Source organism: Proteus sp. G4380 (assembly GCF_963885725.1).
GTDB lineage: Bacteria > Pseudomonadota > Gammaproteobacteria > Enterobacterales > Enterobacteriaceae > Proteus > Proteus mirabilis.
The window spans coordinates 1-26,498 of the sequence record NZ_CAWPAV010000084.1; the positions used below are offsets into that span (position 1 = coordinate 1).

Consider the following 26,498-nt stretch of genomic DNA (forward strand, 5'->3'; position numbering starts at 1 on the left):
GTGTTTGTGCTGATTTTGATGTTGAACTGGTTGAAATGGATGGGGAACGGGATCACGTTCATTGACTGATTAATTACCCGCCAAAACTGGCGATATCTAATCTGGTTAACAGCCTTAAAGGGGTATTGAGTCGATTACTTCGACGTGATCGTCCTGATATTGCCCAACGTGATTACTACAAGGGGGTTCTTTGGTCGCCGAGTTATTTCGCGGGGAGTTGTGGTGGCGCACCAATATCCATTATCCGCCAGTACATTGAGCAACAGGAAACACCGAGTTAGTTAAAAAACCGCGCCTTATATCCCCGACCTGAAGGACGGGGTTTTACGGTGCTTTGGATAAAAATGATATAAACAGCCAGAACGACTTATTATGTAAAAAAACCCGAGCCTAAGCTCGGGTTTTTGGTGTAAAACAGCTAGCAGATGAATTACATCATGCCGCCCATTCCACCCATGCCGCCCATTCCACCAGCAGCACCTAAATCCATTTTTTCGTCTTTAGGTAAATCTGTCACCATAGCTTCAGTGGTGATCATCAGACCTGCGATAGAAGCTGCAAATTGCAGAGCAGAACGAGTTACTTTAGTTGGATCTAAGATACCCATTTCAATCATATCGCCATAAGCTTCTGTTGCAGCGTTATAACCGTAGTTACCTTGGCCAGCTTTCACATCGTTAACTACCACAGAAGGCTCTTCACCTGCGTTAGCAACGATTTGACGCATTGGCGCTTCCATTGCACGTAGTGCAACACGGATACCAACTGTTTGTTCTTCGTTATCACCTGTCATTTCACGCAGCGCATTAGCAACGCGAACAAGTGCAGTACCACCACCAGCAACAACGCCTTCTTCAACTGCTGCGCGAGTTGCATGCAGAGCATCATCAACACGAGCACGTTTTTCTTTCATTTCAACTTCAGTTGCCGCACCGACTTTAATTACCGCAACACCGCCAGCTAATTTAGCCACACGCTCTTGCAGTTTTTCACGATCGTAATCTGAAGTTGCATCTTCGATTTGTTGACGGATTTGAGCAACACGGCCACTGATAGCCTCTTGTTCACCCAGACCATCGATGATGGTTGTCGTATCTTTGTTGATAACAACACGTTTCGCTTGGCCTAAATCTTCCAGCGTTGCTTTTTCTAACTCCATACCGATTTCTTCAGAAATCACAGTACCATTAGTTAGAATAGCGATATCTTGTAACATTGCTTTACGGCGATCACCAAAACCTGGTGCTTTAACCGCAGCAACTTTCACGATACCACGCATGTTGTTGACGACTAATGTTGCCAGTGCTTCACCTTCAACATCTTCTGCAATGATCAGCAGAGGTTTGTTTGCTTTAGCAACACCTTCTAAAACAGGAAGTAATTCACGGATATTAGAGACTTTTTTATCAACTAATAGGATGAATGGATTTTCTAACTCAGCTGTACCTGTTTCTGGTTTGTTGATGAAGTAAGGAGACAGGTAACCGCGGTCAAACTGCATACCTTCAACAACATCCAGCTCATCTTCTAAGCCAGTACCTTCTTCTACAGTGATGACACCTTCTTTACCCACTTTTTCCATTGCTTGAGCAATCAGAGTACCAACGGTTTCATCAGAGTTAGCAGAAATAGTACCTACTTGAGCAATAGCTTTAGTATCTGAACATGGAACAGACAGTTTTTTCAGTTCTTCTACTGCGCCCACAACGGCTTTATCGATACCGCGTTTCAGATCCATAGGGTTCATGCCAGCGGCAACTGCTTTTAAGCCTTCGGCGATAATTGCTTGTGCTAACACTGTTGCAGTTGTAGTACCGTCACCTGCCGCATCATTAGCTTTAGAAGCAACTTCTTTCACCATCTGAGCCCCCATATTCTCGAATTTATCTTCTAATTCGATTTCACGGGCAACAGAAACACCGTCTTTAGTGATAACAGGTGCACCGAAAGATTTATCTAAAACAACGTTACGACCTTTAGGGCCTAAAGTTACTTTAACTGCATCTGCAAGAACATTAACACCACGTAACATTTTATTACGAGCGTCTATACCGAATTTGACGTCTTTAGCTGCCATCGTATATTTCCTTTGAATTCGTTCAGTTTAAGAAGATCTTAAAAGAGAAAAATTATGCTTCTACAATTGCTAAAATGTCGCTTTCAGACATGATAAGCACGTCTTCGTTATCAATTTTTTCTGATTTAACACCATAACCATCGTTAAAAATTACGATATCGCCAACTTTAACATCGAGTGGTTTGACTTCACCGTTTTCCATAATACGGCCGTTACCAACTGCTAAGATTTCGCCACGAGTTGATTTACCCGCTGCAGAGCCAGTCAGTACGATACCACCTGCTGATTTAGCTTCGACTTCTTTACGTTTAACAATAACACGGTCATGTAATGGACGAATCTTCATTAATAGATCTCCTATAAAAAAGTCCATATCAGGATTAAGGTTGATACCAGTGCCTAAGATGAACCAGTACCATGACGATACAAGTGGGGGCATCCAATAAAACTTCAAGGGGGAGAAAAGTGTTTTTTTTCAAAAAATCCCCTTTTTAGATGATTATGCTTATAGTTAATTATTTTTTATCAGAAAAATGGTCATTATCCTGATGTTCATCCTTATTATTCAGTTGCTTACTAGGTGAATCTTCTTTACGTTGATATTCACCTTCAAAAGTACTCCCACCTTGATGGGAAGAAAAGCCATTTCCACCCTGTCCGGGGGTATAAATTTTGATACGCGTAATCAGTTTTGTTACCAATAGCACTTGTAATGGGGGTAACAATAAAAGTAAGCCGAGGAAATCAGTAAAGAAGCCAGGGATCAATAACAAAATCCCTGCCAACACCAACGAAACGCTTTTCACCATTTCAGCCGCAGGCACTTCTCCCATGGCTAATTTTTGTTGCATTGAAGCAATATTTTTCACACCTTGATTTTTGACCAAAGAGATCCCGACACAAGAAGTCAGTACCACTAGGAATAGGGTTGTAAGAACGCCAATTGAAGAGGCAACATGCACAAAAATCACAGCTTCTATATAAATAAGAAGGCAGATAACAATTAATGGGAGCCAACGCACTTGGTTCTCCTTTTATAAAAAAGATTCATATTATTAATAGAAAGGAGTGTGAACCACCTCTAAGCTAACAGCTTATACACTCGCTTTTTCTTAGTTTATCTACATAATAATGGGGAGCCTAATCCTCCTTTTCAAGGGAGCATAAAAAGAGAAGTAGAACTGTAAAATCCATGAGATAGATCACAAAAAGAAAATAATTCAGCGTTATTTACTTATAAAGTGATCCAGCTTAAAGGTATTTGCTTACAACCCGAATATGATCGTGTCAGTACCAAGCAAAACGGTAAGTTATATTACATTATTAACCGTTAACGATATATTTTATTAACAAGCGCATAACTAGACAGTTAAAATTTTAATAAGAAGGTTCTCATGTCAAATAAAACTCGTATCGAAGAAGACCTGTTAGGTAAAAGAGAAGTTCCTGCTGATGCTTACTACGGCGTCCACACTTTACGTGCAATTGAAAACTTCTACATCAGTGATCGTACAATCAATGATGTTCCAGAATTCATCCGCGGTATGGTCATGGTGAAAAAAGCCGCTGCATTAGCAAACAAAGAGCTTCACACTATTCCTCGCGAAATCGCTGATACGATTATCAAAGCCTGTGATGTTGTTTTAGAAACAGGCAAACACATGGATCAATTCCCAGTTGATGTATTCCAAGGTGGTGCTGGTACTTCATTAAACATGAATACTAACGAAGTTATCGCAAACATCGGTTTGGAATTAATGGGTCATCAAAAAGGTGAATATCAATATCTGAACCCTAACGATCACGTGAATAAGAGCCAATCAACAAACGACGCTTATCCTTGTGGTTTCCGTATCGCAGTTTATAACTCTGTTATTAAATTAACTGAGTCTATTGAGTTACTGAAAGCAGGTTTTGATAGAAAAGCAACTGAATTTGAAGACATCCTGAAAATGGGTCGTACTCAATTACAAGATGCTGTACCAATGACTTTAGGCCAAGAATTCCACGCTTTCTCAGTATTAATGAAAGAAGAAATCAAAAACCTAAAACGTACTGCTGAATTACTGTTAGAAATGAACTTAGGTGCAACTGCTATCGGTACTGGTTTAAATACTGCACCTGGCTACCAAAAATTAGCTGTTGAAAAATTAGCAGAAGTAACTGGTTTACCTTGCGTTCCAGCTGAAGACTTAATCGAAGCAACCTCTGACTGTGGTGCTTACGTAATGGTTCACGCTGCATTAAAACGTCTAGCAGTGAAAATGTCTAAAATCTGTAATGACTTACGTTTACTTTCTTCTGGTCCTCGTGCCGGCCTGAAAGAAATTAACCTGCCAGAATTACAAGCAGGCTCTTCAATCATGCCAGCTAAAGTAAACCCAGTTATCCCAGAAGTTGTGAACCAAGCTTGCTTTAAAGTTATCGGTAATGATACTTGTGTCACCATGGCAGCTGAAGCAGGTCAATTACAATTAAACGTAATGGAACCGGCTATTGGTCAAGCAATGTTTGAATCAATTTCTCTATTAAGCAACGCTTGCCGTAACTTAGTTGAAAAATGTGTTGATGGTATCACTGCTAATAAAGAAATCTGTGAACACTTCGTATTTAGCTCAATCGGTATCGTAACTTATCTAAACCCATTCATCGGTCACCACAACGGCGACATCGTTGGTAAAATTTGTGCAGAAACAGGTAAGAGCGTACGTGAAGTGGTATTAGAACGTGGCTTATTAACTGAAGAACAACTGGATGATATCTTCTCTGTTGAGAACCTAAAACACCCGGCTTACAAAGCAAAACGCTTCGATGATTAATATTTATGTTTCATAACATAATCATGTTAAACATAAGAATGAGCTCTTAAAAATACAAGGCACGGACTCTTTAAGAGACGTGCCTTTTTACTTGATTGTAAAAACAAAAATTTAACTTATCTTTCTCATTTTTTTAATTATCTCAAGGAGTAAACGCTATGTTAGCCGTAGAATTGATTATCGTTCTGCTGGCCATTTTCCTCGGTGCGAGACTAGGAGGAATTGGTATCGGGTTTGCCGGTGGTTTAGGGGTGTTAGTATTAGCCGCTATCGGTGTTAAACCAGGTACTATCCCTTTTGATGTGATCTCCATCATTATGGCTGTTATTGCCGCAATCTCTGCGATGCAGGTTGCTGGTGGTTTAGATTATTTAGTTGATCAAACAGAAAAACTATTAAGACGTAATCCTAAATACATCACAATACTTGCGCCAATTGTGACTTATTTATTAACTCTCTTTGCAGGTACAGGTAATATCTCTTTAGCTACATTACCCGTTATTGCTGAAGTTGCTAAAGAGCAAGGCATCAAACCTTGTCGCCCATTATCAACAGGTGTGGTTGCTGCGCAAATTGGTATTACAGCATCACCTATTTCTGCTGCGGTTGTTTATATGGCATCTGTCATGGAAAACCCTGCAATGGTCGGTGAAGGTAATACAGTAAGTTATATCACTCTGTTATCTATTTTATTACCAGCGACCTTCCTTGCTATTATTCTGATGTCATTCATCATCTCTTGGGTATTTAACTCAAAACTGTCTGATGATGCGATTTATCGTCAACGTTTAGAGCAAGGTCTAGTTGAATTACGTAATAGTAAAGAGCGTAGAGAAACATTACCGGGTGCTAAATCTTCTGTAATGCTATTCTTACTTGGTGTTATTTGTGTGGTCACTTATGCCATTATCAATAGCCCAAGTTTAGGCATTGTAAAAGAGCCGTTAATGAACACCACTAACGCTATCCTTATCATTATGCTGAGTGTGGCAACACTTATTACTGTTTTCTGTAAAGTTAAAACAGATAACATCTTAAACTCAAGTACATTTAAAGCAGGTATGAGTGCGTGTATTTGTATTCTGGGTGTTGCTTGGTTAGGTGATACTTTCGTTTCAAGTAATATCGATTGGATCAAACTGACTGCCGGTGATTTAATCACAGGTCATCCTTGGTTATTAGCGGTTATTTTCTTCTTCTGCTCTGCCTTATTATATTCACAAGCGGCAACAGCAAAAGCATTAATGCCAATGGCTTTAGCTTTAGGTGTTTCTCCATTAACAGCAATTGCATCATTCTCAGCAGTTTCTGGTCTATTTATTCTACCAACTTACCCAACACTGGTTGCTGCCGTTCAAATGGATGATACGGGTACAACTCGTATTGGTAAATTAGTCTTTAACCATCCATTCTTTATCCCTGGTACTATCGGTGTGATATTAGCGGTCGGATTTGGTTTCCTCTTCGGCGGTATGATTTTGTAGTTTAAAACCAATATTTAAAAAGACATTGCAAAAAGCTTTACTTTTTAACTAGATATAAAAATAAGTCCCCTCACCCAAATGGATGAGGGGATTTTATTTTGACGCTATCCCTCTAGCGTCTGTGACTTTCATTTCTGATTAAAATCTGTTAATTATGGTGCTCTTGCGACACTATGATTTAAGGAGATTTCCGTGCAACGTGAAGCATTATTAGACCACGTACTTATCCAATTAGAGCAACATGGGCTTGCCGCTACGTTGCCTGAGTTATTGCAGGGATTTGCTATTACTGAATCTGAACTCCAACCTTTTTGGCCTGATAAAGACGCGTTAATTTTTGATTGTCTACGCCATCATGGACAGCAAATTGATATTTGGCAACGTCAAGTGATATTAGATGAAACGCTGACCACAGAGCAAAAATTACTAGCACGTTACGATCAGCTGGCTATGCGCTTAGAAAAAAATCGTTTTCCAGGCTGTTTGTTTGTCGCGGCTTGTAGTGCTTATCCTGATGAGCATTCACAAATCCATCAGTTAAGCCAGCGCCAAAAGCAAAGCTCATTTGAATACTCTAGAACGCTACTACGCAAGCTTGATCTTGAAGATAGTGAGTTAGTCGCTAAACAAATGGAGCTCATCTTAGAAGGCTGTTTAAGTCGCTTAATGGTCAATCGTCGCGCTGACGATATCACTACAGCAAAACTATTAGCTCAAGATATTCTTAAAATCGCCCAATGTCGTAAAAATGGTGCGCTAAGCTGATTGCATATCAACATTGCAATTAGAGTAATTGCTCATTTAATTCTCTTATTCCATTACTCTCGATGAGAGGAAGAGAAAAGCGGTTAAGTGATAAGCAAAGGAAAAATATCTCTTTAAAAGATAAAAATGGACTATCTTTACTGATTGTTATTTAAGCATTTTTTATTAGAAAATCGCTTGTGCTGAAAAATCAGACTCAAATAGAATAAAAAGAGAGCAAACAAACTTATTTTTGCATTTTTTATTAAAAAGACGTTGACGCATCACGCTGAATACGGTTTAATGCGCCTCGTTGCCCGGATAGCTCAGTCGGTAGAGCAGGGGATTGAAAATCCCCGTGTCCTTGGTTCGATTCCGAGTCCGGGCACCATTTTAAAACTTGTTAATCAGCAATTTAAATAGCTGAGAGAACAACTAAGGGTTAGAAAAATATATTTTGATATTATCATCTTATATTGAAACTCTTAAATAAAACAGGCTTGTTTTGCAAGGCTGTTTTTTTTATTTTTACTACTCTCTACCGCATTTACTTATATCGTAGTCAAATACTACTTCTAATATTCTCGCCCCATTAATTGAAACGCTTCAATATGATATTTGTCTTTTTATTTTTGGTAACTCCGCACCGAACCATCAGGAATATGAGATTTTCATAAACTAATTTAAGCTGGCTTGATTGACAGTATTTGCTGATATAATGGCGAGCGAGAAGCATAAGGTACTCGGCCTGAAGGGACATATACTGATGCTGGCTCAAGATGAACATCTTGATCATCAAAAAATATATGAGGATTGAAAGCTTTAAGTATTTTTGTTTTCTCGACCCCACCTAGAAAGAATGCCTCATCAACATTTATCCCCCAAGCTCTTAATGTTTTTATAACTCGTAGTTCAGATGGACTATTCCTTGCTGTAACAAGAGCAATTCTTATCGGTGAATAATCAACTCTTGCAGGTAATCGGTCTTGTAATCTCGCTATTTTTTTTAGCAGCATTGCATAAGGGCCTTCCGCCAATGGTTCATTTTGCTTAGCATTTTCTTGTGCATGGAAACTGTTTATTCCTTTCGTTTTATAGACAATTTCACTGGACTCATCGAATAAAACAGCATCACCATCAAAGGCAATTCTTACCTGATCTTGAGGATATTTTATAGATTCTTTTGGAGGTTCCTTTAAAATAGCTACTGCACAGGCATTAGAGTCGATAACACGCTGTGCATCATCAATACTGGTTGTAAGAAAAAGATCCACATTGAAAGCCTCAAGATAATCAACCACCGTTTCCCCACCTGTGAATACTGACCTTGTTATATCTACTCCTTTTTTCCTTATATTGTTCAGTATCATAAGTCCTGTATCAGGGCTATTTCTTGACATGACCACTACTTCAACAAGAGGAGATTTATCAGCTTCTTTTTTATACTTGTTTAGTCCCAGCAAAGCCTCTACCAAAGGAAATCCAGTTCCAGGAAGTAACTCATCCTCCTCATGCAAAAGCATGTAATTTCTATATTGCTCAATTGCTTTTTCCGGAATGCTGGAACAGAATTCCTTAAAAAGATTATCTGATTTCTGCATATCAAAAAGTGCTGTTGAGCTAATACCAATGACCAGTGTATTAGTCAAATCATAAGCCATAACCACCTCCTAAAAAATTTATTAGTTAACGTTTACATATTGATTAAGAGAAAAAACCTATTCATATTCAAGACGCTATTAATTTATTTTCAATTTCTTGTTTAGCGAGAATTGGTTTATCAAACCAATATATTATTCAATAAAAGGCTGTTTTTTTATTTTTACTACTCTCTACCGCATTTACTTATATCGTAGTCAAATACTACTTCTAATATTCTCGCCCCATCAATTCCGCTTCAAGTATATCTCGCAAGTTATCAACACTTTCATCAATGTATTCTAATATCGATGTAATACTGGCATGCCCTAATAGCCTTTTCACAACATGCAGATTACGCTCTGGTGATTGCATCATAAGATAAAAATAGCGACATATTCCTCTACCAACTCCCTGAAGCACCCCCACCACCACTCGAACCACCGCCGCCACCGCTAGAAGAACTAGAAGAACTAGAAGAGCTGGATGAACTTGATGAACTTGATGAATAAGACGAACTCGAATAACCACCAGAGCCTGAATAACCACTACGTCTACGAATACGTTTTGAATATGGCAGTTGATTAAACGGTGAACCAAACGGACTAGCGACACAAATCGCTTTCCATTCTTTTCGTTGTTGCCGATAAATTGGAAATAACAGGTTGATAATACCAAATAAAACCACTAATACGATAAAATTACATAATAATGACAATATGACTATTATCACTAAAACAAAATTATCAATAATACCATCAAGAAAGACTTGTGTATAAAACATCGCCGCCGCAAAACAGAGTGTCATGGGGAAAAATAACGTTGAAAATGTAGGAAAATAGTACGAATATTGCAGATAATTTTTCAACTGTTTACGTTGCTTTATACTTAACTTACCTTTTTGGTCTGCTGGATTTTTCTTTTTTCTTCCTCTAGGCACTAATAATTGATTAATTTTGGTTTTTATTTTTCGCGTCGAGAATATCAACTGAAACCAATAAACACCGCCTAATATTACCAAATAAATTAGGATAAAATGTGTGTGGAATATTTTAAGTGTATTAGTATTTATCTGTGAGTTAGTGAAACTTATTGGTTCATGATTAACGGCTTGAATAGCATTTTTAACCCCTTGTTCGATGCCTGCATAATAATTATTTGAACGAAAAAATGGCAACATTTCATTGCGAATAATTCGTCCTGCCAGTACATCAGTTAATGCTCCCTCATAGCCATACCCGACTTCAAAACGAACATTACGATCATTAATTGCCACCACGAGCAATAATCCATTATCTTTCCCTTTTCTGCCTATCTTCCATTGATTAAAAACACGAAAAGCAAAGGATTCGATGGTTTCTTTCCCTGTCGTTGGAACGATATAGACAACAAATTGTGATCCATCATTACGACTATTTTCGAAGTTAACCAATAAAGTATTTAACGCTTTGAATTGTTGTGCAGTCAATAAATTTGCACTATCAATCACTCTATCTGTTTTTAGTTGAGGAATATCATTCGCTGATGCACTCACTATCACGCTAAAGCTAAATAAGAACAATGAGAATAAGAATAAAACCTTACGTATCATGAGGCAAAGTCCACCACTGGTGTTACTTTTATTTCCTGTTCACTCTCAACAGTGAAATTGACTTTTTTATCATATCCCATAACGATAGCTATGAAGTTATAAGGAAACTGTCTAATCTGAGTATTATAATGACGAACTGCCTCGATATATCGCCCTCTAGCAACAGAGATACGATTTTCGGCTCCCTCTAATTGCACCATTAGATCTTGATATAATGTGTTAGCTTTCAAGTCAGGATATCTTTCTGAAATAGCTAAAAGACGTGATAAAGATTTGCCCAAATCATCCTGTGCTTTTTGATAACTGGTAGCAAGTGTAGAATTTTCAAATAAACGCGTATTGACATTAATTTGTCCAACAGACGCTCTTGCCTTTACAACATCTTGTAATACTTGGCTTTCATAATTTGAGTACCCTTTAACTGTATTGACTAGATTAGGGATCAAATCTAAACGACGTTGATATTGATTTAATAATTCTGATGCCGCCGCAGTAACTAACTCGTCATTCTTCTGGATTTTATTATAAGAATTAATCAATACAACAAAAATAATGATAAGAAGCAAAACCAAACCAACGACTAACTTACGCATAAAATATCCTTTTATTGGTGAGCTTTTAGTTCTATGACAGCAATAAATTTATCATTTTTATCAACTAAAAAAAATCATTTAATATTATTACCCATTTTTTATTGTGGTTACTATTTTTAGTCGATCTTTTCTTCAGTATTTTTCAACAATACTCCTATCTTCTTAATGAAATAGAATATTCACTCAATATATTTATTTTTTGCACAACAAAATAATTATTACCTTAAGATAAGGTATTTCCATCAGAGTAAAATCACTTTTATCTTTTTTAAAGAATGATCTGATTTTCTAATACAGAAGAATTAATACTATCTCATTGCTATCTCAGTCATTTATCTTAACTACCAATGAACATAAAAATAAATTAAGATAGACAAAATGTGTTCTCAACCACATGTTTTTGCAACCATTTAACATAGTATTATTAGTATTAACCTAAAAGAGACACGCTCATCTCGTTAATTTAAGAGAACGCTTTATGAACCTTTTTTTCCAAAATAGCTTAGCCTTTCCTAGCATTATCTTTAGTGCCTTACTTATTATTATCCTCTTTTATTGGCTATGTGCTGCTTTTGGACTATTAGATATCGATTTATTTAATATCGATAGCGAATTAGATGTCGATGCGACGGGCCTTGCGGGTTGGCTAACTAAATTAGGGCTTGCCGGCATTCCGGTAACCATTATATTAACCTTCTTCACTTTGTTCGGCTGGTTTATTAGTTACTTTTGCGTACATTGGTTTATTCGTTTTATTGAAACAGATTTATTGCGTTATGTTATCGGCTTTATTGCTTTTATTATCATCAGCTTTGTTTCTCTTAATTTAACAGCGCTATGCTTAAAACCAATCCGTAATAAGCTCATTTCTCGTAGCAAACCTAAATCAGTTCACCAACTAGTAGGAAAATTTGCTGTAGTACGCTCCGAATATGTCACAGAAAATAAAGGTGAAGCCCTATTAGAAGATGGTGGTGCCGGTTTAATTTTACAGATCAGAGCGCCAGCAACAGAAAATATTAAACGAGGGGATAGCGTAATTATTATTAGTTATGACGCGCCTACTCATAGTTATCAAGTCGTAACGGAAGATGAATTTCACCGCTAATGATAAATTCGGTGAAAGGAAAATAAGTTAACAGACACATTAAGATTAAAAATGACGACATCGTCTGAACCTATGGAGAAAAATGTATGGATTTGGCTTTCGTTATGCCTTTCTTAACAATTATTGGCTGTGTGATCTTAGTTATTTTAGGACTCTTTGGTTTATTCAAAGCGTTTTATATTAAGGTTCCACAAGGTACAGCATTAATTGTTAACGACATGACATCACAACCTAAAGTTCATTTTACTGGGGCTTTAGTTTATCCGGTTATCTACAAAAAAGAGTTTATGCGTATTTCGCTTTTAACCTTAGAAGTCGATCGCCGTGGTAAAGATGGATTAATTTGCCAAGATAATTTACGTGCAGATATTACTGTCGCCTTCTACCTGCGTGTTAATGAAACGACGGAAGATGTATTAAAAGTCGCTAAAGCGATTGGTGTAGATAGAGCATCAGATCATCAAGCCGTGAGTACATTATTTAGTGCTAAATTCTCTGAAGCCTTAAAAACCGTCGGCAAACAATTTGAGTTATCGAAATTATTTGAAGATAGACAAAATTTCCGTGATCGTATTGTTGATGTGATTGGTAAAGATCTCAATGGTTATGCGTTAGAAGATGTGGCCATCGACTATTTAGAGCAGACCCCTAAATCAGCCCTTGATCCAAATAATATTTTTGATTCAGAAGGTATTCGCAAAATTACCGAAATTACTGCAATACATAATATCGAAACGAATCAAAAAGAGCGTGACCAAGAGTTAGCGATTCAAAAGAAAAATGTTGAAACTCGCGAAGCAAGTCTGGCTTTAGAGCGCCAACAAGCAGATGCAGAAGCTCGCCAACAGCGTGAAATTGATAATATCCGTGCCCGTGAAAGTTCAGAAACCTTACGAGTACAAGAAGAAGAGCGTCTAAAAGCAGAGCAAGCTCGTATTCAAACTCAGCAAGAAATTGAAATACGAGAAGAAAACCGTATGCGTGAAGTCGAAGTCGCGCAACAAAACCGCACCAGAGCGGTAGCTATCGAGCAAGAGCGTGTTAATCGTGCCCGTGAATTAGAAATTGTCGCTCGTGAGCGAGAAGTTGAACTACAACGTATTGAAAAAGAAAAAGCGTTAGAAGAAGAGCGCAAAAATATTTCAAATGTGATCCGCGAGCGTGTTGCTGTTGAAAAAACGGTCGCACAAGAAGAAGAGCGAATTAAAGAAGTACGTGAAGTCTCAGAAGCTGAGCGTATGCGCCAAGTGACGGTGATTAATGCGCAAGCTGAAGCCGAAGAATCTTTAGTACGCCAAGTGAAAAAAGCCGAAGCGGATGAATCAAGTGCAAAACATAAAGCTGAAGAAATCAGCACCATGGCAAAAGCAGAATTAGAAGCCTCTGTGAAACAAGCTGAAGCGAAAAAACGCTTAGCTGAAGGGATCGAAGCTGAACACGCAGCATTAGGCCTTGCCGAAGCACGTGTTCGTCAAGCAACTGCCGAAGCAGAAGAAAAAGAAGGTTTAGTACAAGCCAATATCACAGCGGAACAGCTGTTGGCACAAGCGCGTGGCTTGAAAGAAAAAGGCTTAAGCGAAGCGCAAGTCATGGAAGCAAAAGCACAAGCGCAACAACAACAAGGTTTTGCTGAAGCGAAAATTCTTGAAGAGAAATTAGCAGCTCAAGCTCGCGGTGAAGAGCAACAAGCAAATGCCAAAGAAAAACTGGGTCTTGCTGATGCGAAAATTCTTGAAGAAAAACTGGCCGCTCAAGCGCGTGGTGAGGGTCAATTAGGTTCAGCACAAGCAGAAGTGATCCGCCAACGTCTGAAAGCAGAAGCTGATGGTTTAACAGATAAATTCAAGTCAATGGATCACCTCAGTGATACTGCTCGTGCTCATGAAGAGTTCCGTATGCGCCTTGAAAAACAATTTGAACAAGCCATGGCTTCTATTGAAGCAAATAAAGAGATTGCTCGTGAGCAAGCGGATGTATTAGCAGCAGCACTGAGCAAAACGAATATTGAAATTGTCGGTGGTGATGGCAACTTCTTTAATACCTTCTCTAAAGCACTGAGCTTAGGTAAAGCGGTTGATGGTTTTATGGATAAAAGTAGCTTTGCCAAAGAGAACGTTGAGAAATTGATTAATCGTACTCAGCAAGATAAAAAATTAGATGTTGCTTCACTGCTAAAAAATCCAAAAGTTCAAGAATTAATTAATGGATTTATGGCGACTAAAGGTGCGGGTCAACTGATCAAAGAAGTCACAGCAAAATCAGACACCCCAAAAGAAGATTAATATCGCTCTAAAAGGAGAGGAAAAGACATAGAGAAATTCTCTATGTCTTTTCGATTGTTTCTATCGTTTAAGCCAAGGAAATCCGTTATACCATGTCTGATATTCATGATACGAATCGCGAACAGGAAATACTTGATAGCGCTGTTGCACAAGGTGGCGCATATGAAATATTGCGTAAACGCCTTACCGAGCAAGGTCAGCAATTACATGTAAAAGCCACTGAACTCAATCAGCATCGATTAGCTGAATTTGGTCAAAGCCAAATGGATATCATTGGCCGTATTCGTATTCGAACAGAGAATAATTGCCAAGCAAGAGATATTGTTCGCGTTGGTGAATGGTTACTATTTGGTTATAACGTTTTCCTCGGTTTAAAACGAGAAACGCATCTTGAAGATGTTTTTTCACTTTATCGCTTAATTGATAATGATGGCGAGTTTGATGTTGAAGCGGTTGCTTATGAAGGCACTTTTTTAAATGATAATCGCTTTATCCAAGATTTTACCGAGTTATACACTTACTATAAAAATACGCAACTACTACAGCTAGTTGAGCGTGATGGTAAATTACTCGCTAGTTTTCAAATTGGCGATCGTATTACCGATGTACGCGTCTTCCGTTGGTCGATATCCAGTGACAAACAACGTATTGAATATATTGATAATCGTGGCGAACGCGATATAGCACTCCCCCCTGCTTACGATTTTGATTGGATAAAAACACAACGTGAAGATACGGTAAATGGGCGTTTTCCTCATATCAACATTTTAGATACAGTCTTTGTAGAAACCACCGGTGGCGATTTGACTGTCAAATGTGAAAACAATACCGAAGATGGTTTAGGAATTTATCGTGAAGCGGTCTTAGATAAAAACCAGTCCCTTGATGATGCACAAATTGAATATGCACAAACTGGCAGTTTAATTTTATTAAAAGTGCTTCCTTACCGCGAAGAGAATTGGCGTTATTTAGTCTATAACACACTAACACAAAGTGTTCAGCGTATTGATGCCATTGGGCAAGCTTGTGTGCAACTTCCGGAAGATCACGGTATCATTTTTCCCGGCGGCTACTATCTACAAAATGGCGATTACAAAACCTTTGATCAACCAATGGAAGGTATGTATTTTCGTCGTTTGCGTCGTTCACCTAACGGTGAAGATGTGCTGTATGTCTTCTATTCACCGACACAAGGTCGTCTCGCGCTATTTAATTACAATATGATTGAGCGTAAATTGGCGACACCATTGGTCGGTCATGGCTATGCCATGCTAGAAGATGGCAAAATGGTGCTATTTGAAGGGGAAGGCGAAGAAGCTACCCGTGTTCACCCGATGCAAGTTTGGCAAACGCCCTTCTATTCTGAAGAATTTGCCGATAAACAACCGCCACGAAACGGCTTTTATGGGCGTATTGGTAATGCCGATTTAGTTCGCGGGATCTCAGAAATTTTACATGTCGCTAAAGAAATTGAAGGTAGCCAAGTTTCCATCGCTCGTTATGAGCAACTTAGCCAACAACCAAAAAGCTTATTAGATCTCTATTACTGGTTTAATGATGAACACTGTCTAGGTATTGGCCCCTTACTAAAAGAGATCGCTCAAACAAGTGAATTAGTGCTTGATGAATATGAAAAAGTCGAAAGTATTCGTCAACAATCAGCGAAATCAATGCAAGAAGCGATCAACCGTCAGAAATCTCTGTTATCACTGACACTGCCTGATAGTTGGACCGATATTCAACAATTTGTTGATAGTTTAAATTCGCTCAATACACACCATGGACACCTTATTTCTTTGCGTGAATTCCGTTATATGGATTTAACGCAATTAAATAAAATGGAAACGGAAATAACCGAGGCACAGCAACGTGTTTCGCAAGCCACTGCCCAATTTCTTGCCAGCGACAAAGCGCTACAGCCTTTTAAAACACAGCTTACTACTTTTGAACAACAGATAGAAAAAGCACAAAACAGTGCTCAGCTTGATGTACCAATGAATGAGATGGCGCAGATGTCAGAAGATTTAGACATGCTGTCAAATCTGATGGCATCACTCACCTTTGAGGATGTGACGCAACAAACACAGATTATTGATGCCATCTCCCAAATTTATGCACAACTCAATCAATCACGAGCTCGCTTACAGCAAAAAAGAAAATCACAAAGTAGCGTAGAAACCGTCGCTCAATTTGGTGCGCAATTCCGCCTATTTAGTCAGGGGATCACCAATGCTTTATCACTGGCAACAGATCCGGAACGTTGTGAAGAGCAGCTTTCACGATTGCTAGTACAGCTAGAAGAATTAGAAAGCCAATTTAGTCAGCATGATGAATTTCTTGATGATATCTTGTCAAAACGTGAAGAGTTATTAGAGACTTTTGAGGCGCATAAACAATCGTTACTTGATGATCGACAACGTCGTTCACAAAGCTTATTAACTGCTGCTAATCGTCTCTTAGAAAATCTGCAACGTAGAACAACTCGGTTGCAATCACAAGATGAATTAAATGCTTTTTTTGCCTCTGATCCTTTAGCATTAAAAACACGTGAAATCATTGAAAAACTAAGAGAAATCAATGACAATGTTAAAGCAGATGATATTGATGCCCGTCTTAAATCGTCTCGTGATCAAGCCATCCGTATCTTACGTGATAAAACGGATATCTTTGAAGAGGGTGGCAATGTTATTAAATTGGGCCCTCATCACCGTTTTAGTGTTAATACACAAGAGCTAGATCTTACTATTTTACCGAAAGAAGATAAGCTTTGGTTATATCTAACCGGTACCGATTTCCAAGAGCCAATCGACCATCCAGAGCTTGAAACACTGCGCCCTTACTGGAATGCGACATTAAGTTCAGAATCTGAAACGGTGTATCGTGCGGAATATCTCGCCTATTCAATTATCTATGCTGCATCAAAACGTCAAGATGGATTAACCCTAGAAATCTTAAAAGAAGCACTGAGTGTACCTGAAAAATTAGAAAAGTTAGTACGTGATTTCGCAACACCTCGCTATAAAGAAGGCTATGAAAAAGGGATCCACGATCATGATGCTATCGCCATTCTAAAGAAACTTCTACCTGTAGGTGAAAGTGCTGATCTGCTTCGTTATAACCCAACAGCACGGGCAATTGCTGCTATTTTCTGGGAAAAAGTACAAACTAATGAATACCCAGCATTATGGCCAGAGCGCGCACGAACGGCAGTGAATATTCAACAACTGTTTCATAATGATGATGCATTAATTGATTTACAGGCAGAAATAGAAGCGGATATCCGCCTATTCCTTACTGATAATCCGATTAAATGTGGATCTTATGTTCCGATCCAAGCCGCTGAATATTTAAGTTTTGCACTAGCAAGAACACCAATAGAATTGGTTTACAGTAAATATGCCAAAGAGCTCGTTGTTGCCTTACAAAACCGATTAGAAGCCGCTCATATGTGGATTGATTTTAATCGTTCACAACAAAATTTAGCCTCACGTTATGCACAACGTTGGGCATTGATCCAAAATTGGCTACAAGGATTGTGCTCTCAAGCCGATTATGCTCATCTAACCCCTTATATTCCGGGGGCAATTGCCATTATTATGTTAGATAAAATCGCCTCTGCACGTTATAGCGAGGTTGATTTATACTTTAAGGTAAACGGATTATTAGGTGAGCATCCTACTATTGAAAATCAAACACTTTCATTGAGTTTAGATGATTATTTCAGTCGTATGCGCGGACAGCGTAAAACCTTTATTCCCGCCTTTAATCATTATCTGACTTTACGACAAAAAATTGTTCTTGAAGAGCGCCAGCGTTTAAAACTGGATGAGTTTAAAGCAAAACCTCTCAGTTCATTTGTGCGTAATAAACTGATTAACGATGTCTATTTACCAATTATTGGTGACAATATGGCAAAACAGATCGGTGCATTAGGTGAAGGGAAACGCACTGACTTGATGGGATTATTATTAATGATCTCCCCACCAGGTTACGGTAAAACGACCTTAATGGAATATGTAGCCGATCGTTTGGGACTGATCTTTATGAAAATAAATGGCCCTGCTTTAGGTCATAATGTTTTGTCATTAGATCCCGAACAAGCGCCAAACGCAACAGCAAAACAAGAGCTAGAAAAACTCAATCTTGCCCTTGAGATGGGCAATAATGTGATGTTGTATGTCGATGATATTCAGCATACACACCCTGAATTCCTACAAAAATTTATCTCGCTATGTGATGGCACACGCCGTATTGAAGGGGTTTGGAAAGGGAAAACCCGAACCTATGATATGCGCGGTAAAAAATTCTGTGTGGTGATGGCCGGTAACCCTTATACCGAGTCTGGTGAACTATTTAAGATCCCTGATATGTTAGCTAACCGTGCTGATATCTATAATCTTGGTGAGGTATTAGGGGGAATGGATGACGCCTTTGCACTCAGTTATATTGAAAATAGCTTAACCTCTAACTCAGTTCTTGCTCCCCTTGCTTTACGTGATCTAAACGATCTCTATCTTTTTGTTGATAAAGCCATGGGTAAATCAGTTTCAACCAATTCCCTCAGTTATCCTTATTCGGATGCGGAAATTAATGAAATTGTGATGGTATTAAAACATCTAATTACTTTGCGTGATGTGATTTTAAAAGTAAATCAACAATATATAGCAAGTGCGGCACAATCCGATAAATATCGTACTGAGCCTGCATTCCGCTTACAAGGCAGTTATCGCAATATGAACAAATTAAGCGAAAAAGTCTCTGCGGTTATGAATGAGAAAGAAATTGAACGCTTACTCGACGATCACTATCTTGGCGAAGCCCAATTACTCACAACGGGTGCTGAAGAGAACTTATTAAAACTGGCGGAAATACGTGGCACATTAACCGAACAAGATGCTATTCGTTGGCAGCAAATCAAAAAAGATTTTATGCGCAACAAAGCATTAGGTGGCGATAATGCTGATATTGGCGATCGCGTAGTGTCACAGTTGGCGAATTTAGTAGAAAGTGTGCAGAGTTTACGCTAAAAGAGATAAATTAACCTTATTTAGCTCACTTATTTTAGTGGGCTAAATAGGGTATAGATAATGGTTTATAAATTGAGCAACCCACTCCAAAAATCATTGATTAATTGGAATACTACAACCCATGTACAATCCTTACTAACAATCTTTCTCATTTTTCCATGTTCACGATATGCATCTGTTCAAGATTAGTGAACAAGGGAATATCGTGAACAGAATATGGTTAAATATTTTTACAATTAAAGGTTTTATTTACCACGTCGCATAGGCATTGTTGATGTCTGCTTTAACGTTAATCCCTTCGTTTCTGGTGCAAACAGTACTGATACCATCATCCCAAACAGAGAAATAGCCGCCCCCACCAGCATTGTGGTATTGATCCCATAAGTGGCAATAAAAGCGGGAAGCGCACAGGTGGAAATAACCGTCCCAATACGGCTTATCGACATAATAACCCCCACCGCCGATGCTCGGATATCGGTTGGAAATAATTCATTCGGATAAAGCCACTGTAAAATGCCAGGTCCTCCCGAGAAAAAAGCGTAGGTAGCAAACGCTAAGATAACGAATAAAATCGGTAAATTCGGGAATATCCCCAGCGTGAATAATGCTAAAGTCATCATCGCAAAACTACCAATTAACAGTGGGCGCCGCCCCGTTTGGTTTAACCAAAACATCGCAGGAATACAACCCAACATAAAAAATAGGCTGATCACGACATTGCCTAATGCCGCACTTCTTCCTGTATCCCATCCTAATAAACCGACAATTTGAGGGCCAAAGGTATAAATGGCAAACATCGGGATCACTTGGCAGGTCCAAATTACGGCAACAAAGAGCACAAATGAGAAGTGGCGTTTATTAAATAATTCGATAAAACGGGTCGTTTTAGCATCTTCTGCTTCAAAGACCACAGGCTCGCCAAAGAGTTTGATCATCATTTCATTACACTCTTTAATACGCCCTTGGCGTATTAACCAAAGCGGTGATTCAGGGAGATCAAAGCGACCAATTAGAATAATAACGCAAGGAATAAAAGCACTGCCTAACATCCAACGCCAGCCATCTTGGACATCATATAAAAGATAACCCACTAAATTGGCACATGTCGCACCGATATACCACATAGCAGCAATAAATCCAACGGCAAAGGCACGTTGCTTTTTATTGGAAAATTCGGTGATCATCGAAGTTGCAATAGGATAGTCAGCGCCAATCACAATCCCAATAAGGAAGCGCATCACTAACAACCCTATTGGTGTTGAAACAAACATGGTCGCAATAGAAATCACCGCAATAGCCACAATATCAACGAGGAACATTTTACGGCGCCCTACTTTGTCACAAATATAGCCAAAAAGTGAGGTACCAATAAAAAGCCCTGCTAATGTTGCCGCACCAAGCAAACCAATCCATCGCGTATCAAGCTGTAATATAGGTGTTAATTGTTCGAGCGCCACACCAATAATGACTAATACATAACCATCAAGAAAAGGGCCGCCACTTCCCCATAACATCACTCGACGATGTACTGAGGTAAAACGAATATCATCAAAGTTTCTGGGCTGCATGACTGCGTCCTAGTCTATTTTTTTAACCAAAGAAAGAAAAGCTCCCAGGCCGGAGACAGCGCTGGGAGAAAAGTAGCGATACATCATCCGTAACGATATTCCACGCCAAACGTTCCGCGTGGGTATTCCCATTTTTCAAGCGCACTGTCTAAACCGAGAATTCGACACGTTCCACACTCTAAGCACCCTGCATAATCAAAGCTGACGCTACCATCTTGTTGTTTTTTATAAAGACCCGCAGGACAAGCTTTTACCAGTGTGTCTAATACTTGCATATCAGGTTGCTGTTTAATGATGATATGTGGATTTTCTTCATCGACATTAAATTTATTGATGCCCAATTTGACATCGACATTTACAGGAGAACTCATATTGCTTTTACTCCTTTGATCCCATCTTTTATTAAATTCATCCACCCCACTTTTTTGCTATGACGCATGATGGTTTTACGCATCGGTACAGGGGCATCATCGGTGACAGTAAAGAGATCTTTTGCAATACCAACCACCATGTCAGGATAAGCAGTAAACATACGCGGATTATCTAGTAAATCAGGCATACGTTGATATGCTTTCATATCGCGCAAAGGCCCCTGTGCTAAATGGTTGAGATACTCATTAAGGGTTTGTTTACTAAAATCATTTTTTGCCATTGCTGAAAGCACCGTTTTTGCAGCAGCTTCCCCTGATGCCATGGCTAAATCCATCCCTCTAATGGTAAAGCCTAGATTCATACACATGCCTGCCGCATCTCCTGCTATCAAAACACCATCGCGAACAAGTTCGTGTTGCATTCGCAAACCTGCCTCGGGTACCACATGGGCGCTATATTCCACCATTTTTCCATCAGCAATTAGCGGTGCTACAACGGGGTGTTGTTTAAAATCTTCTAGCATTTGTGGAACCGATTTTTTGGCATCTTTAATATGGTGAAGCCCACAGACAAGCCCCAAAGAAAGCGTCGTTTTATTGGTATATAAAAAACCGCCCCCCATTAGCCCATCGGTAGGAGAGCCGGCAAATAACCAAGCCACACCTTCGTTATCTTTTAGGTTAAAACGATCTTTAATGACACTTTCAGGCAGTTCGATGATCTCTTTTACGCCCACGGCAACATTTTCAGCTGCAACTCGTTTTGTCATGCCTAACTGTTCAGCCAAAAGTGAGTTCACACCATCAGCCAAAATCACCGCTTTGGCTTCTAATACATCACCATCTGCTTCTACACCGACAATTTTACCGTCACGCTCAACTAACTTATCAACACGAATGCCCGTGATACACTGGGCGCCTGCATCTTCGGCTTGCGCCATTAGCCATTGATCAAATTCACCACGTAATACAGACCAAGAGGCATGATTAGGGTTATGCGTTTCAGCGTTTTGATAGTCGATAGTCATAGCCCCTGTTTGTGTCATAAATGACAGTTTTTCATGGGTGATCACCCGCTCAACCGGAGCCTGTTGCGCAAATTCAGGAATGATGCGCTCAAGGGTATGGGCATATAGACGACCACCCGTTACATTTTTTCCGCCGGCGTAGTTCCCTCTTTCTATTAGCAATACCTGCGCACCTTCTCTGGCTAAAACAAGTGCAGCCACAGAGCCCGCTAATCCTGCGCCAACAATAATGGCATCGAAAATATCTTCGGAATCGGACATAACATCTCCAGAACTTGCAAATAAAGCAGAGAAGTTATCTTCTCTGCTGACTAAATCAGTTAGATAGTTGACGGGTAAGTGCAGGCAAAATCTTCATTACATCACCGACAATGCCGTAGTCAGCAAATTGGAAGATAGGTGCATTTTTATCTTTGTTGATCGCCATAATGGTTTGTGATCCATTTGCACCAACCATATGTTGGATTTGCCCTGAAATACCTACCGCCAAATACAGATCTGGCTTAAGCATCAGGTTAGAAATGCCAACATAACGCTCATGCTCCATCCATTTTTCATTTTCAGCCACAGGGCGGGAGCAGGCGATTTCAGCCCCAATCTCTTTTGCTAACTCTTCTGCAATAGCAATATTTTCTTTACTGCCAATACCACGACCAACACTGACCACAAAACGGGCTTTATCCAGATCGACGGCATTGATTTTTCTTGGCTGAATGGACTGGCAAATAATGCTTTGTGAAGGGGCAATCCATGCTACTTTTTGTGCCGTACCCGTAGCCTGTGTTTCTGATGCAACGTCAAAAGCACCAGTACTTGCGGTAACAACACAATAAGGTGTTGTTAATGTTTCATCACCAAAGGCAAGTCCACCGTAAACCATATGTTTTGCCACTAATGCATCATTTTGAGTACTTAATGATTGTGCATCATTTGATACTACCGCGGCTAAACGGTGACCTAAACGAGCGGCAAATAATTTGCCACGACGCGTATTCGGCAATAAGACCAAGCCGGCATCGCTATGTGATTTAATGGTTTCAACGATACTTTGTGCATAATCTTCCATAATGCGATCATCAGGTTTACCTTCTAATTGGAAAACCGCTGTCGCCCCTAATTTAAAGGCAGCGATGCTTTGCTCATCATTAAAGGTAAAGACATTGATTGATTGACCTAATGAAGAAGCACCTCCCATTAATTCTGGTAAAGGGGAAAGTACATCACTCAACACCCAAACAGTTGAAAACTGGCTCATAACTCCCCCTATTACTTAATAATTTTTCGTAAATATTCTGCAAATTCAGCAATTTGATCATCGCCATCACCTTCAATAATGATGCGCTGACGTACTTTTTGTTTCGGTGCTAACACGGTTTGCTCTGAACGTGGTGTTATGGGCTCTAAACCAAGATCGGCCACACTCCATTGTTGAACCGGCTTTTTAGCGGCACCTAAAATGGCTTTCATAGATGGAATTTGCGGAGAGTTGATATCGGTAGAAACGGCAATCACCGCAGGTAAGGTGATAGTAAGCGTTTCAATTTCGTTTTCTAATTCGCGTTCAACGGTGATGGAATCAGTTGTAATAGAAACAATTTTATTAACCCCATTAATGGCAGGAATATTCAAGATCTCCCCCACCAGCAAACTCACTTGTTGGGAACTTAGATCTGCCGAGCCATCACCACATAAGATAAGATCGTACCCCTGCTTAGTTGCAGCTGCTGCAAGCACTGTCGCCGTTTGATAAGGAAGAGAAGCTTCCAATTGCTCATCGACCACCACCACGAGATCATCAGCACCACGAGATAACACATCTTTACGTGCTTTAGCGTTAGTCAGCGCGTTACCACCTACGCTCATTGCCGTAATTTGAATACCATCAAGTTGTGTTTTTAACTGATTCGCCGCTTCAATCGCATTTAAATCATATTGGCTAATTTTGTTATTGGCGCGCGAAAAATCGAGTGAACCATCGGCATTATTGACCACAATATCCTGCTCATCGGGAACACTCTTGTAACATGTAATAATCTTCATTACATCTCCTGAAATTAATAAATATGTCATTTACTCTGGCAATGTAATATACAATTAACACAATTAAATGATTAAGAAATTAAATCCAGATCACCAATATTGAAGATTATTAAATAAGAGATGGATAGCGTTCAATATTGCTAAATACATCACCAATATTGAAATTAAATTTAATTAAAGTAATTAACTTTCAATATTGTTATCTGGATCAACAATATTGAACATAATAAGAAATGAGTTATTTAATATTCAATATTGCCACAAAGATCAACAATATTGAAAGAGCGGATATAACACATTTATTACAAACCTAAATATATCCTTATTTATCAATCAATTAAAATGAAAATAAAAGGTTATAAAACGTAACATAAAATCGACAAAAAGAATAGTGTGAAGTGAATAACAGAATGGAACATTAATAATATCCATTATTCTTCTTCATTAATGATTTTATAAATTAGCCAATCGGCTTGTTTTTTGATTATGATAAAAACCAATTAATGGAATATATAGGATCTAACTAAAAGAGTTTATTCGAAATTAGGAATTAACACTTATTAAACTTCTGCGCTAAATATATTTGGAAAATTTACCTATGAGCAAAGATAATAAAAAGGCAGGAATAGAACCGAAGGTTTTTTTTCCGCCATTAATCATTGTTGGTATTTTATGCTGGTTAACGGTACGCGATCTTGATGCTTCAAATGAAGTGATCAATGCCGTTTTCAGCTATGTTACCAATGTCTGGGGTTGGGCCTTCGAATGGTATATGGTGATCATGTTTGGGGGCTGGTTCTGGTTGGTTTTTGGACGTTATGCCAAAAAACGCCTGGGCGATGAGAAACCAGAATTTAGTACGGCAAGCTGGATCTTTATGATGTTTGCTTCTTGTACATCAGCGGCTGTGCTGTTTTGGGGCTCAATTGAAATATACTACTACATTTCAAGTCCTCCTTTCGGTATGGAAGGTTACTCCGCGCCAGCCAAAGAGATAGGGTTAGCTTACAGCTTATTCCACTGGGGCCCGCTACCTTGGGCAACCTATAGTTTCCTGTCTGTCGCCTTCGCTTACTTCTTTTTTGTACGCAAAATGGAAGTGATCCGCCCAAGTAGCACTTTAACGCCATTAGTGGGTGAAAAACACGTTAATGGTTTATTTGGTACTGTCGTCGACAATTTCTATTTAGTCGCTTTGATCCTAGCAATGGGCACCAGCCTTGGGCTTGCAACGCCTTTGGTAACTGAATGTATTCAATACTTATTTGGTATTCCTCACACTCTACAATTAGATGCCATTATTATTTCTTGCTGGATCTTACTCAACGCTATTTGTGTGGCATTTGGTCTACAAAAAGGGGTAAAAATCGCCAGTGATGTGCGTACTTACCTGAGCTTCTTAATGTTAGGTTGGGTATTTATCGTGGGTGGTGCCAGCTTTATTGTCAATTACTTCACAGATTCTGTGGGTACATTGCTGATGTATATGCCACGTATGTTGTTTTACACCGATCCTATTGGTAAAGGGGGTTTTCCTCAGGCTTGGACTGTCTTCTATTGGGCTTGGTGGGTTATTTACGCCATTCAAATGAGTATCTTCTTAGCGCGTATTTCTAAAGGTCGTACTGTTCGTGAATTATGTTTAGGAATGGTATCAGGTTTAACCGCAGGAACTTGGCTGATTTGGACTATTCTGGGGGGTAACACTTTACAACTGATTGACCAAAATATCCTTAATATTCCGCAACTGATTGATCAATATGGTGTACCACGCGCCATTATCGAAACATGGGCCGCCTTACCCCTCAGTACAGCAACCATGTGGGGCTTCTTTATTCTCTGCTTTATCGCCACCGTCACTTTAATCAATGCCTGCTCTTACACACTAGCAATGTCAACTTGTCGCTCCATGAAAGAAGGGGCTGAACCACCATTATTGGTACGCATCGGCTGGTCTGTATTAGTCGGTATTATCGGCATTATTTTACTAGCATTAGGCGGCTTAAAACCGATCCAAACCGCCATTATTGCCGGAGGATGCCCACTATTTTTCGTCAATATCATGGTCACCTTGTCCTTTATAAAAGATGCCAAAGTGCACTGGAAAGATTGATCTCCCTATACGCAA

General features: G+C 39.2%; 19 protein-coding genes, 1 tRNA gene and 1 pseudogene. 9 read left to right on the top strand and 12 right to left on the bottom strand.

Translation table 11 applies throughout. The features are described 5' to 3' along the window. Positions 1-353: pseudogene (gene tnpA / locus AACU98_RS06775) on the top strand (IS200/IS605 family transposase); the annotation flags it as partial. A gap of 77 nt (positions 354-430) precedes the next feature. Here the strand turns inward: tnpA and groL are convergent. The 3 genes from groL to AACU98_RS06790 form a co-directional block, all read right to left on the bottom strand. Next, positions 431-2,077, bottom strand: a complete 1,647-nt coding sequence (groL, locus tag AACU98_RS06780) for a chaperonin GroEL (RefSeq protein WP_004245716.1) — start codon at positions 2,075-2,077, stop codon at positions 431-433. A gap of 52 nt (positions 2,078-2,129) precedes the next feature. After that, the gene (locus AACU98_RS06785) at positions 2,130-2,423 is read right to left on the bottom strand and encodes a co-chaperone GroES (RefSeq protein ID WP_004249265.1); all 294 of its coding nucleotides are present in this window, start codon (positions 2,421-2,423) and stop codon (positions 2,130-2,132) included. 169 nt (positions 2,424-2,592) lie between these two features. Then, positions 2,593-3,099 (bottom strand): FxsA family protein, encoded by a 507-nt coding sequence (locus tag AACU98_RS06790; protein ID WP_161735728.1) that lies wholly within the window; start codon positions 3,097-3,099, stop codon positions 2,593-2,595. A 372-nt stretch (positions 3,100-3,471) separates the two neighbouring features. Between AACU98_RS06790 and aspA the strand changes: the two genes are divergently transcribed. The 4 genes from aspA to AACU98_RS06810 all read left to right on the top strand — a co-directional run bounded on the left by aspA (position 3,472) and on the right by AACU98_RS06810 (position 7,515). Further along, positions 3,472-4,896, top strand: a complete 1,425-nt coding sequence (aspA, locus tag AACU98_RS06795; RefSeq protein ID WP_004245720.1) for an aspartate ammonia-lyase — start codon at positions 3,472-3,474, stop codon at positions 4,894-4,896. A gap of 158 nt (positions 4,897-5,054) precedes the next feature. Then, on the top strand, positions 5,055-6,380 hold the full coding sequence (locus AACU98_RS06800; protein ID WP_004245722.1) for an anaerobic C4-dicarboxylate transporter: 1,326 nt from the start codon (positions 5,055-5,057) through the stop codon (positions 6,378-6,380). Positions 6,381-6,572: 192 nt separating this feature from the next. After that, entirely contained in the window at positions 6,573-7,145 is a 573-nt protein-coding gene (gene dicD / locus AACU98_RS06805; protein ID WP_004250162.1) for a division control transcriptional repressor DicD, read from the top strand. A 294-nt stretch (positions 7,146-7,439) separates the two neighbouring features. Then, positions 7,440-7,515 (top strand) — tRNA-Phe (locus AACU98_RS06810). A gap of 292 nt (positions 7,516-7,807) precedes the next feature. Here AACU98_RS06810 and AACU98_RS06815 read toward each other — a convergent pair. From AACU98_RS06815 to AACU98_RS06830, 4 genes are all read right to left on the bottom strand, one after another. Further along, complete coding sequence (locus tag AACU98_RS06815) at positions 7,808-8,785, bottom strand: 5'-nucleotidase (protein WP_104836756.1); 978 nt, start codon at positions 8,783-8,785, stop codon at positions 7,808-7,810. 208 nt (positions 8,786-8,993) lie between these two features. Next, on the bottom strand, positions 8,994-9,185 hold the full coding sequence (locus AACU98_RS06820) for an integrase (RefSeq protein WP_223307207.1): 192 nt from the start codon (positions 9,183-9,185) through the stop codon (positions 8,994-8,996). Further along, a complete protein-coding gene (locus AACU98_RS06825) occupies positions 9,166-10,353 on the bottom strand; it encodes a TPM domain-containing protein (RefSeq protein WP_161735730.1) in 1,188 nt (395 codons plus the stop codon). The genes AACU98_RS06820 and AACU98_RS06825 overlap by 20 nt, the downstream gene beginning before the upstream one ends. Further along, positions 10,350-10,946 (bottom strand): LemA family protein, encoded by a 597-nt coding sequence (locus tag AACU98_RS06830; RefSeq protein WP_004245783.1) that lies wholly within the window; start codon positions 10,944-10,946, stop codon positions 10,350-10,352. The genes AACU98_RS06825 and AACU98_RS06830 overlap by 4 nt, the downstream gene beginning before the upstream one ends. Positions 10,947-11,424: 478 nt before the next feature. On the opposite strand from AACU98_RS06830, the gene AACU98_RS06835 reads away from it, so the two are divergent. The 3 genes from AACU98_RS06835 to AACU98_RS06845 all read left to right on the top strand — a co-directional run bounded on the left by AACU98_RS06835 (position 11,425) and on the right by AACU98_RS06845 (position 19,363). Next, positions 11,425-12,054, top strand: a complete 630-nt coding sequence (locus AACU98_RS06835; RefSeq protein ID WP_012368448.1) for an OB-fold-containig protein — start codon at positions 11,425-11,427, stop codon at positions 12,052-12,054. 86 nt (positions 12,055-12,140) lie between these two features. Further along, positions 12,141-14,336, top strand: a complete 2,196-nt coding sequence (locus AACU98_RS06840) for a hypothetical protein (RefSeq protein WP_161735732.1) — start codon at positions 12,141-12,143, stop codon at positions 14,334-14,336. Between the two features lie 92 nt (positions 14,337-14,428). Continuing rightward, positions 14,429-19,363, top strand: coding sequence for a DNA repair ATPase (locus AACU98_RS06845; RefSeq protein WP_012368449.1), 4,935 nt, complete (start codon positions 14,429-14,431; stop codon positions 19,361-19,363). Positions 19,364-19,608: 245 nt separating this feature from the next. On the opposite strand, the gene AACU98_RS06850 is transcribed toward AACU98_RS06845, so the two are convergent. The 5 genes from AACU98_RS06850 to AACU98_RS06870 form a co-directional block, all read right to left on the bottom strand. Then, positions 19,609-20,931, bottom strand: a complete 1,323-nt coding sequence (locus tag AACU98_RS06850) for an MFS transporter (RefSeq protein ID WP_004245787.1) — start codon at positions 20,929-20,931, stop codon at positions 19,609-19,611. Between the two features lie 83 nt (positions 20,932-21,014). Next, positions 21,015-21,302, bottom strand: coding sequence for a ferredoxin-like protein FixX (fixX, locus tag AACU98_RS06855; protein ID WP_004245788.1), 288 nt, complete (start codon positions 21,300-21,302; stop codon positions 21,015-21,017). Further along, on the bottom strand, positions 21,299-22,591 hold the full coding sequence (locus AACU98_RS06860; RefSeq protein ID WP_036907358.1) for an FAD-dependent oxidoreductase: 1,293 nt from the start codon (positions 22,589-22,591) through the stop codon (positions 21,299-21,301). The genes fixX and AACU98_RS06860 overlap by 4 nt, the downstream gene beginning before the upstream one ends. Positions 22,592-22,646: 55 nt before the next feature. Further along, on the bottom strand, positions 22,647-23,585 hold the full coding sequence (locus AACU98_RS06865; RefSeq protein ID WP_004245790.1) for an FAD-binding protein: 939 nt from the start codon (positions 23,583-23,585) through the stop codon (positions 22,647-22,649). Positions 23,586-23,596: 11 nt separating this feature from the next. Further along, on the bottom strand, positions 23,597-24,370 hold the full coding sequence (locus tag AACU98_RS06870; RefSeq protein WP_004249233.1) for an electron transfer flavoprotein FixA: 774 nt from the start codon (positions 24,368-24,370) through the stop codon (positions 23,597-23,599). Between the two features lie 598 nt (positions 24,371-24,968). Here AACU98_RS06870 and caiT point away from each other — a divergent pair. Further along, entirely contained in the window at positions 24,969-26,483 is a 1,515-nt protein-coding gene (gene caiT / locus AACU98_RS06875; protein WP_004245792.1) for an L-carnitine/gamma-butyrobetaine antiporter, read from the top strand. The last annotated feature ends 15 nt before the right edge of the window (positions 26,484-26,498 follow it).

What these genes read in the sequence shown, in the direction of transcription:
- groL (WP_004245716.1), bottom strand. Translation starts at nt 2,077, where the DNA reads ATGGCAGCTAAAGACGTCAAATTCGGTATAGACGCTCGTAATAAAATG.
- AACU98_RS06785 (WP_004249265.1), bottom strand. Translation starts at nt 2,423, where the DNA reads ATGAAGATTCGTCCATTACATGACCGTGTTATTGTTAAACGTAAAGAA.
- aspA (WP_004245720.1), top strand. Translation starts at nt 3,472, where the DNA reads ATGTCAAATAAAACTCGTATCGAAGAAGACCTGTTAGGTAAAAGAGAA.
- AACU98_RS06800 (WP_004245722.1), top strand. Translation starts at nt 5,055, where the DNA reads ATGTTAGCCGTAGAATTGATTATCGTTCTGCTGGCCATTTTCCTCGGT.
- AACU98_RS06815 (WP_104836756.1), bottom strand. Translation starts at nt 8,785, where the DNA reads ATGGCTTATGATTTGACTAATACACTGGTCATTGGTATTAGCTCAACA.
- AACU98_RS06825 (WP_161735730.1), bottom strand. Translation starts at nt 10,353, where the DNA reads ATGATACGTAAGGTTTTATTCTTATTCTCATTGTTCTTATTTAGCTTT.
- AACU98_RS06830 (WP_004245783.1), bottom strand. Translation starts at nt 10,946, where the DNA reads ATGCGTAAGTTAGTCGTTGGTTTGGTTTTGCTTCTTATCATTATTTTT.
- AACU98_RS06835 (WP_012368448.1), top strand. Translation starts at nt 11,425, where the DNA reads ATGAACCTTTTTTTCCAAAATAGCTTAGCCTTTCCTAGCATTATCTTT.
- AACU98_RS06840 (WP_161735732.1), top strand. Translation starts at nt 12,141, where the DNA reads ATGGATTTGGCTTTCGTTATGCCTTTCTTAACAATTATTGGCTGTGTG.
- AACU98_RS06845 (WP_012368449.1), top strand. Translation starts at nt 14,429, where the DNA reads ATGTCTGATATTCATGATACGAATCGCGAACAGGAAATACTTGATAGC.
- AACU98_RS06850 (WP_004245787.1), bottom strand. Translation starts at nt 20,931, where the DNA reads ATGCAGCCCAGAAACTTTGATGATATTCGTTTTACCTCAGTACATCGT.
- fixX (WP_004245788.1), bottom strand. Translation starts at nt 21,302, where the DNA reads ATGAGTTCTCCTGTAAATGTCGATGTCAAATTGGGCATCAATAAATTT.
- AACU98_RS06860 (WP_036907358.1), bottom strand. Translation starts at nt 22,591, where the DNA reads ATGTCCGATTCCGAAGATATTTTCGATGCCATTATTGTTGGCGCAGGA.
- AACU98_RS06865 (WP_004245790.1), bottom strand. Translation starts at nt 23,585, where the DNA reads ATGAGCCAGTTTTCAACTGTTTGGGTGTTGAGTGATGTACTTTCCCCT.
- AACU98_RS06870 (WP_004249233.1), bottom strand. Translation starts at nt 24,370, where the DNA reads ATGAAGATTATTACATGTTACAAGAGTGTTCCCGATGAGCAGGATATT.
- caiT (WP_004245792.1), top strand. Translation starts at nt 24,969, where the DNA reads ATGAGCAAAGATAATAAAAAGGCAGGAATAGAACCGAAGGTTTTTTTT.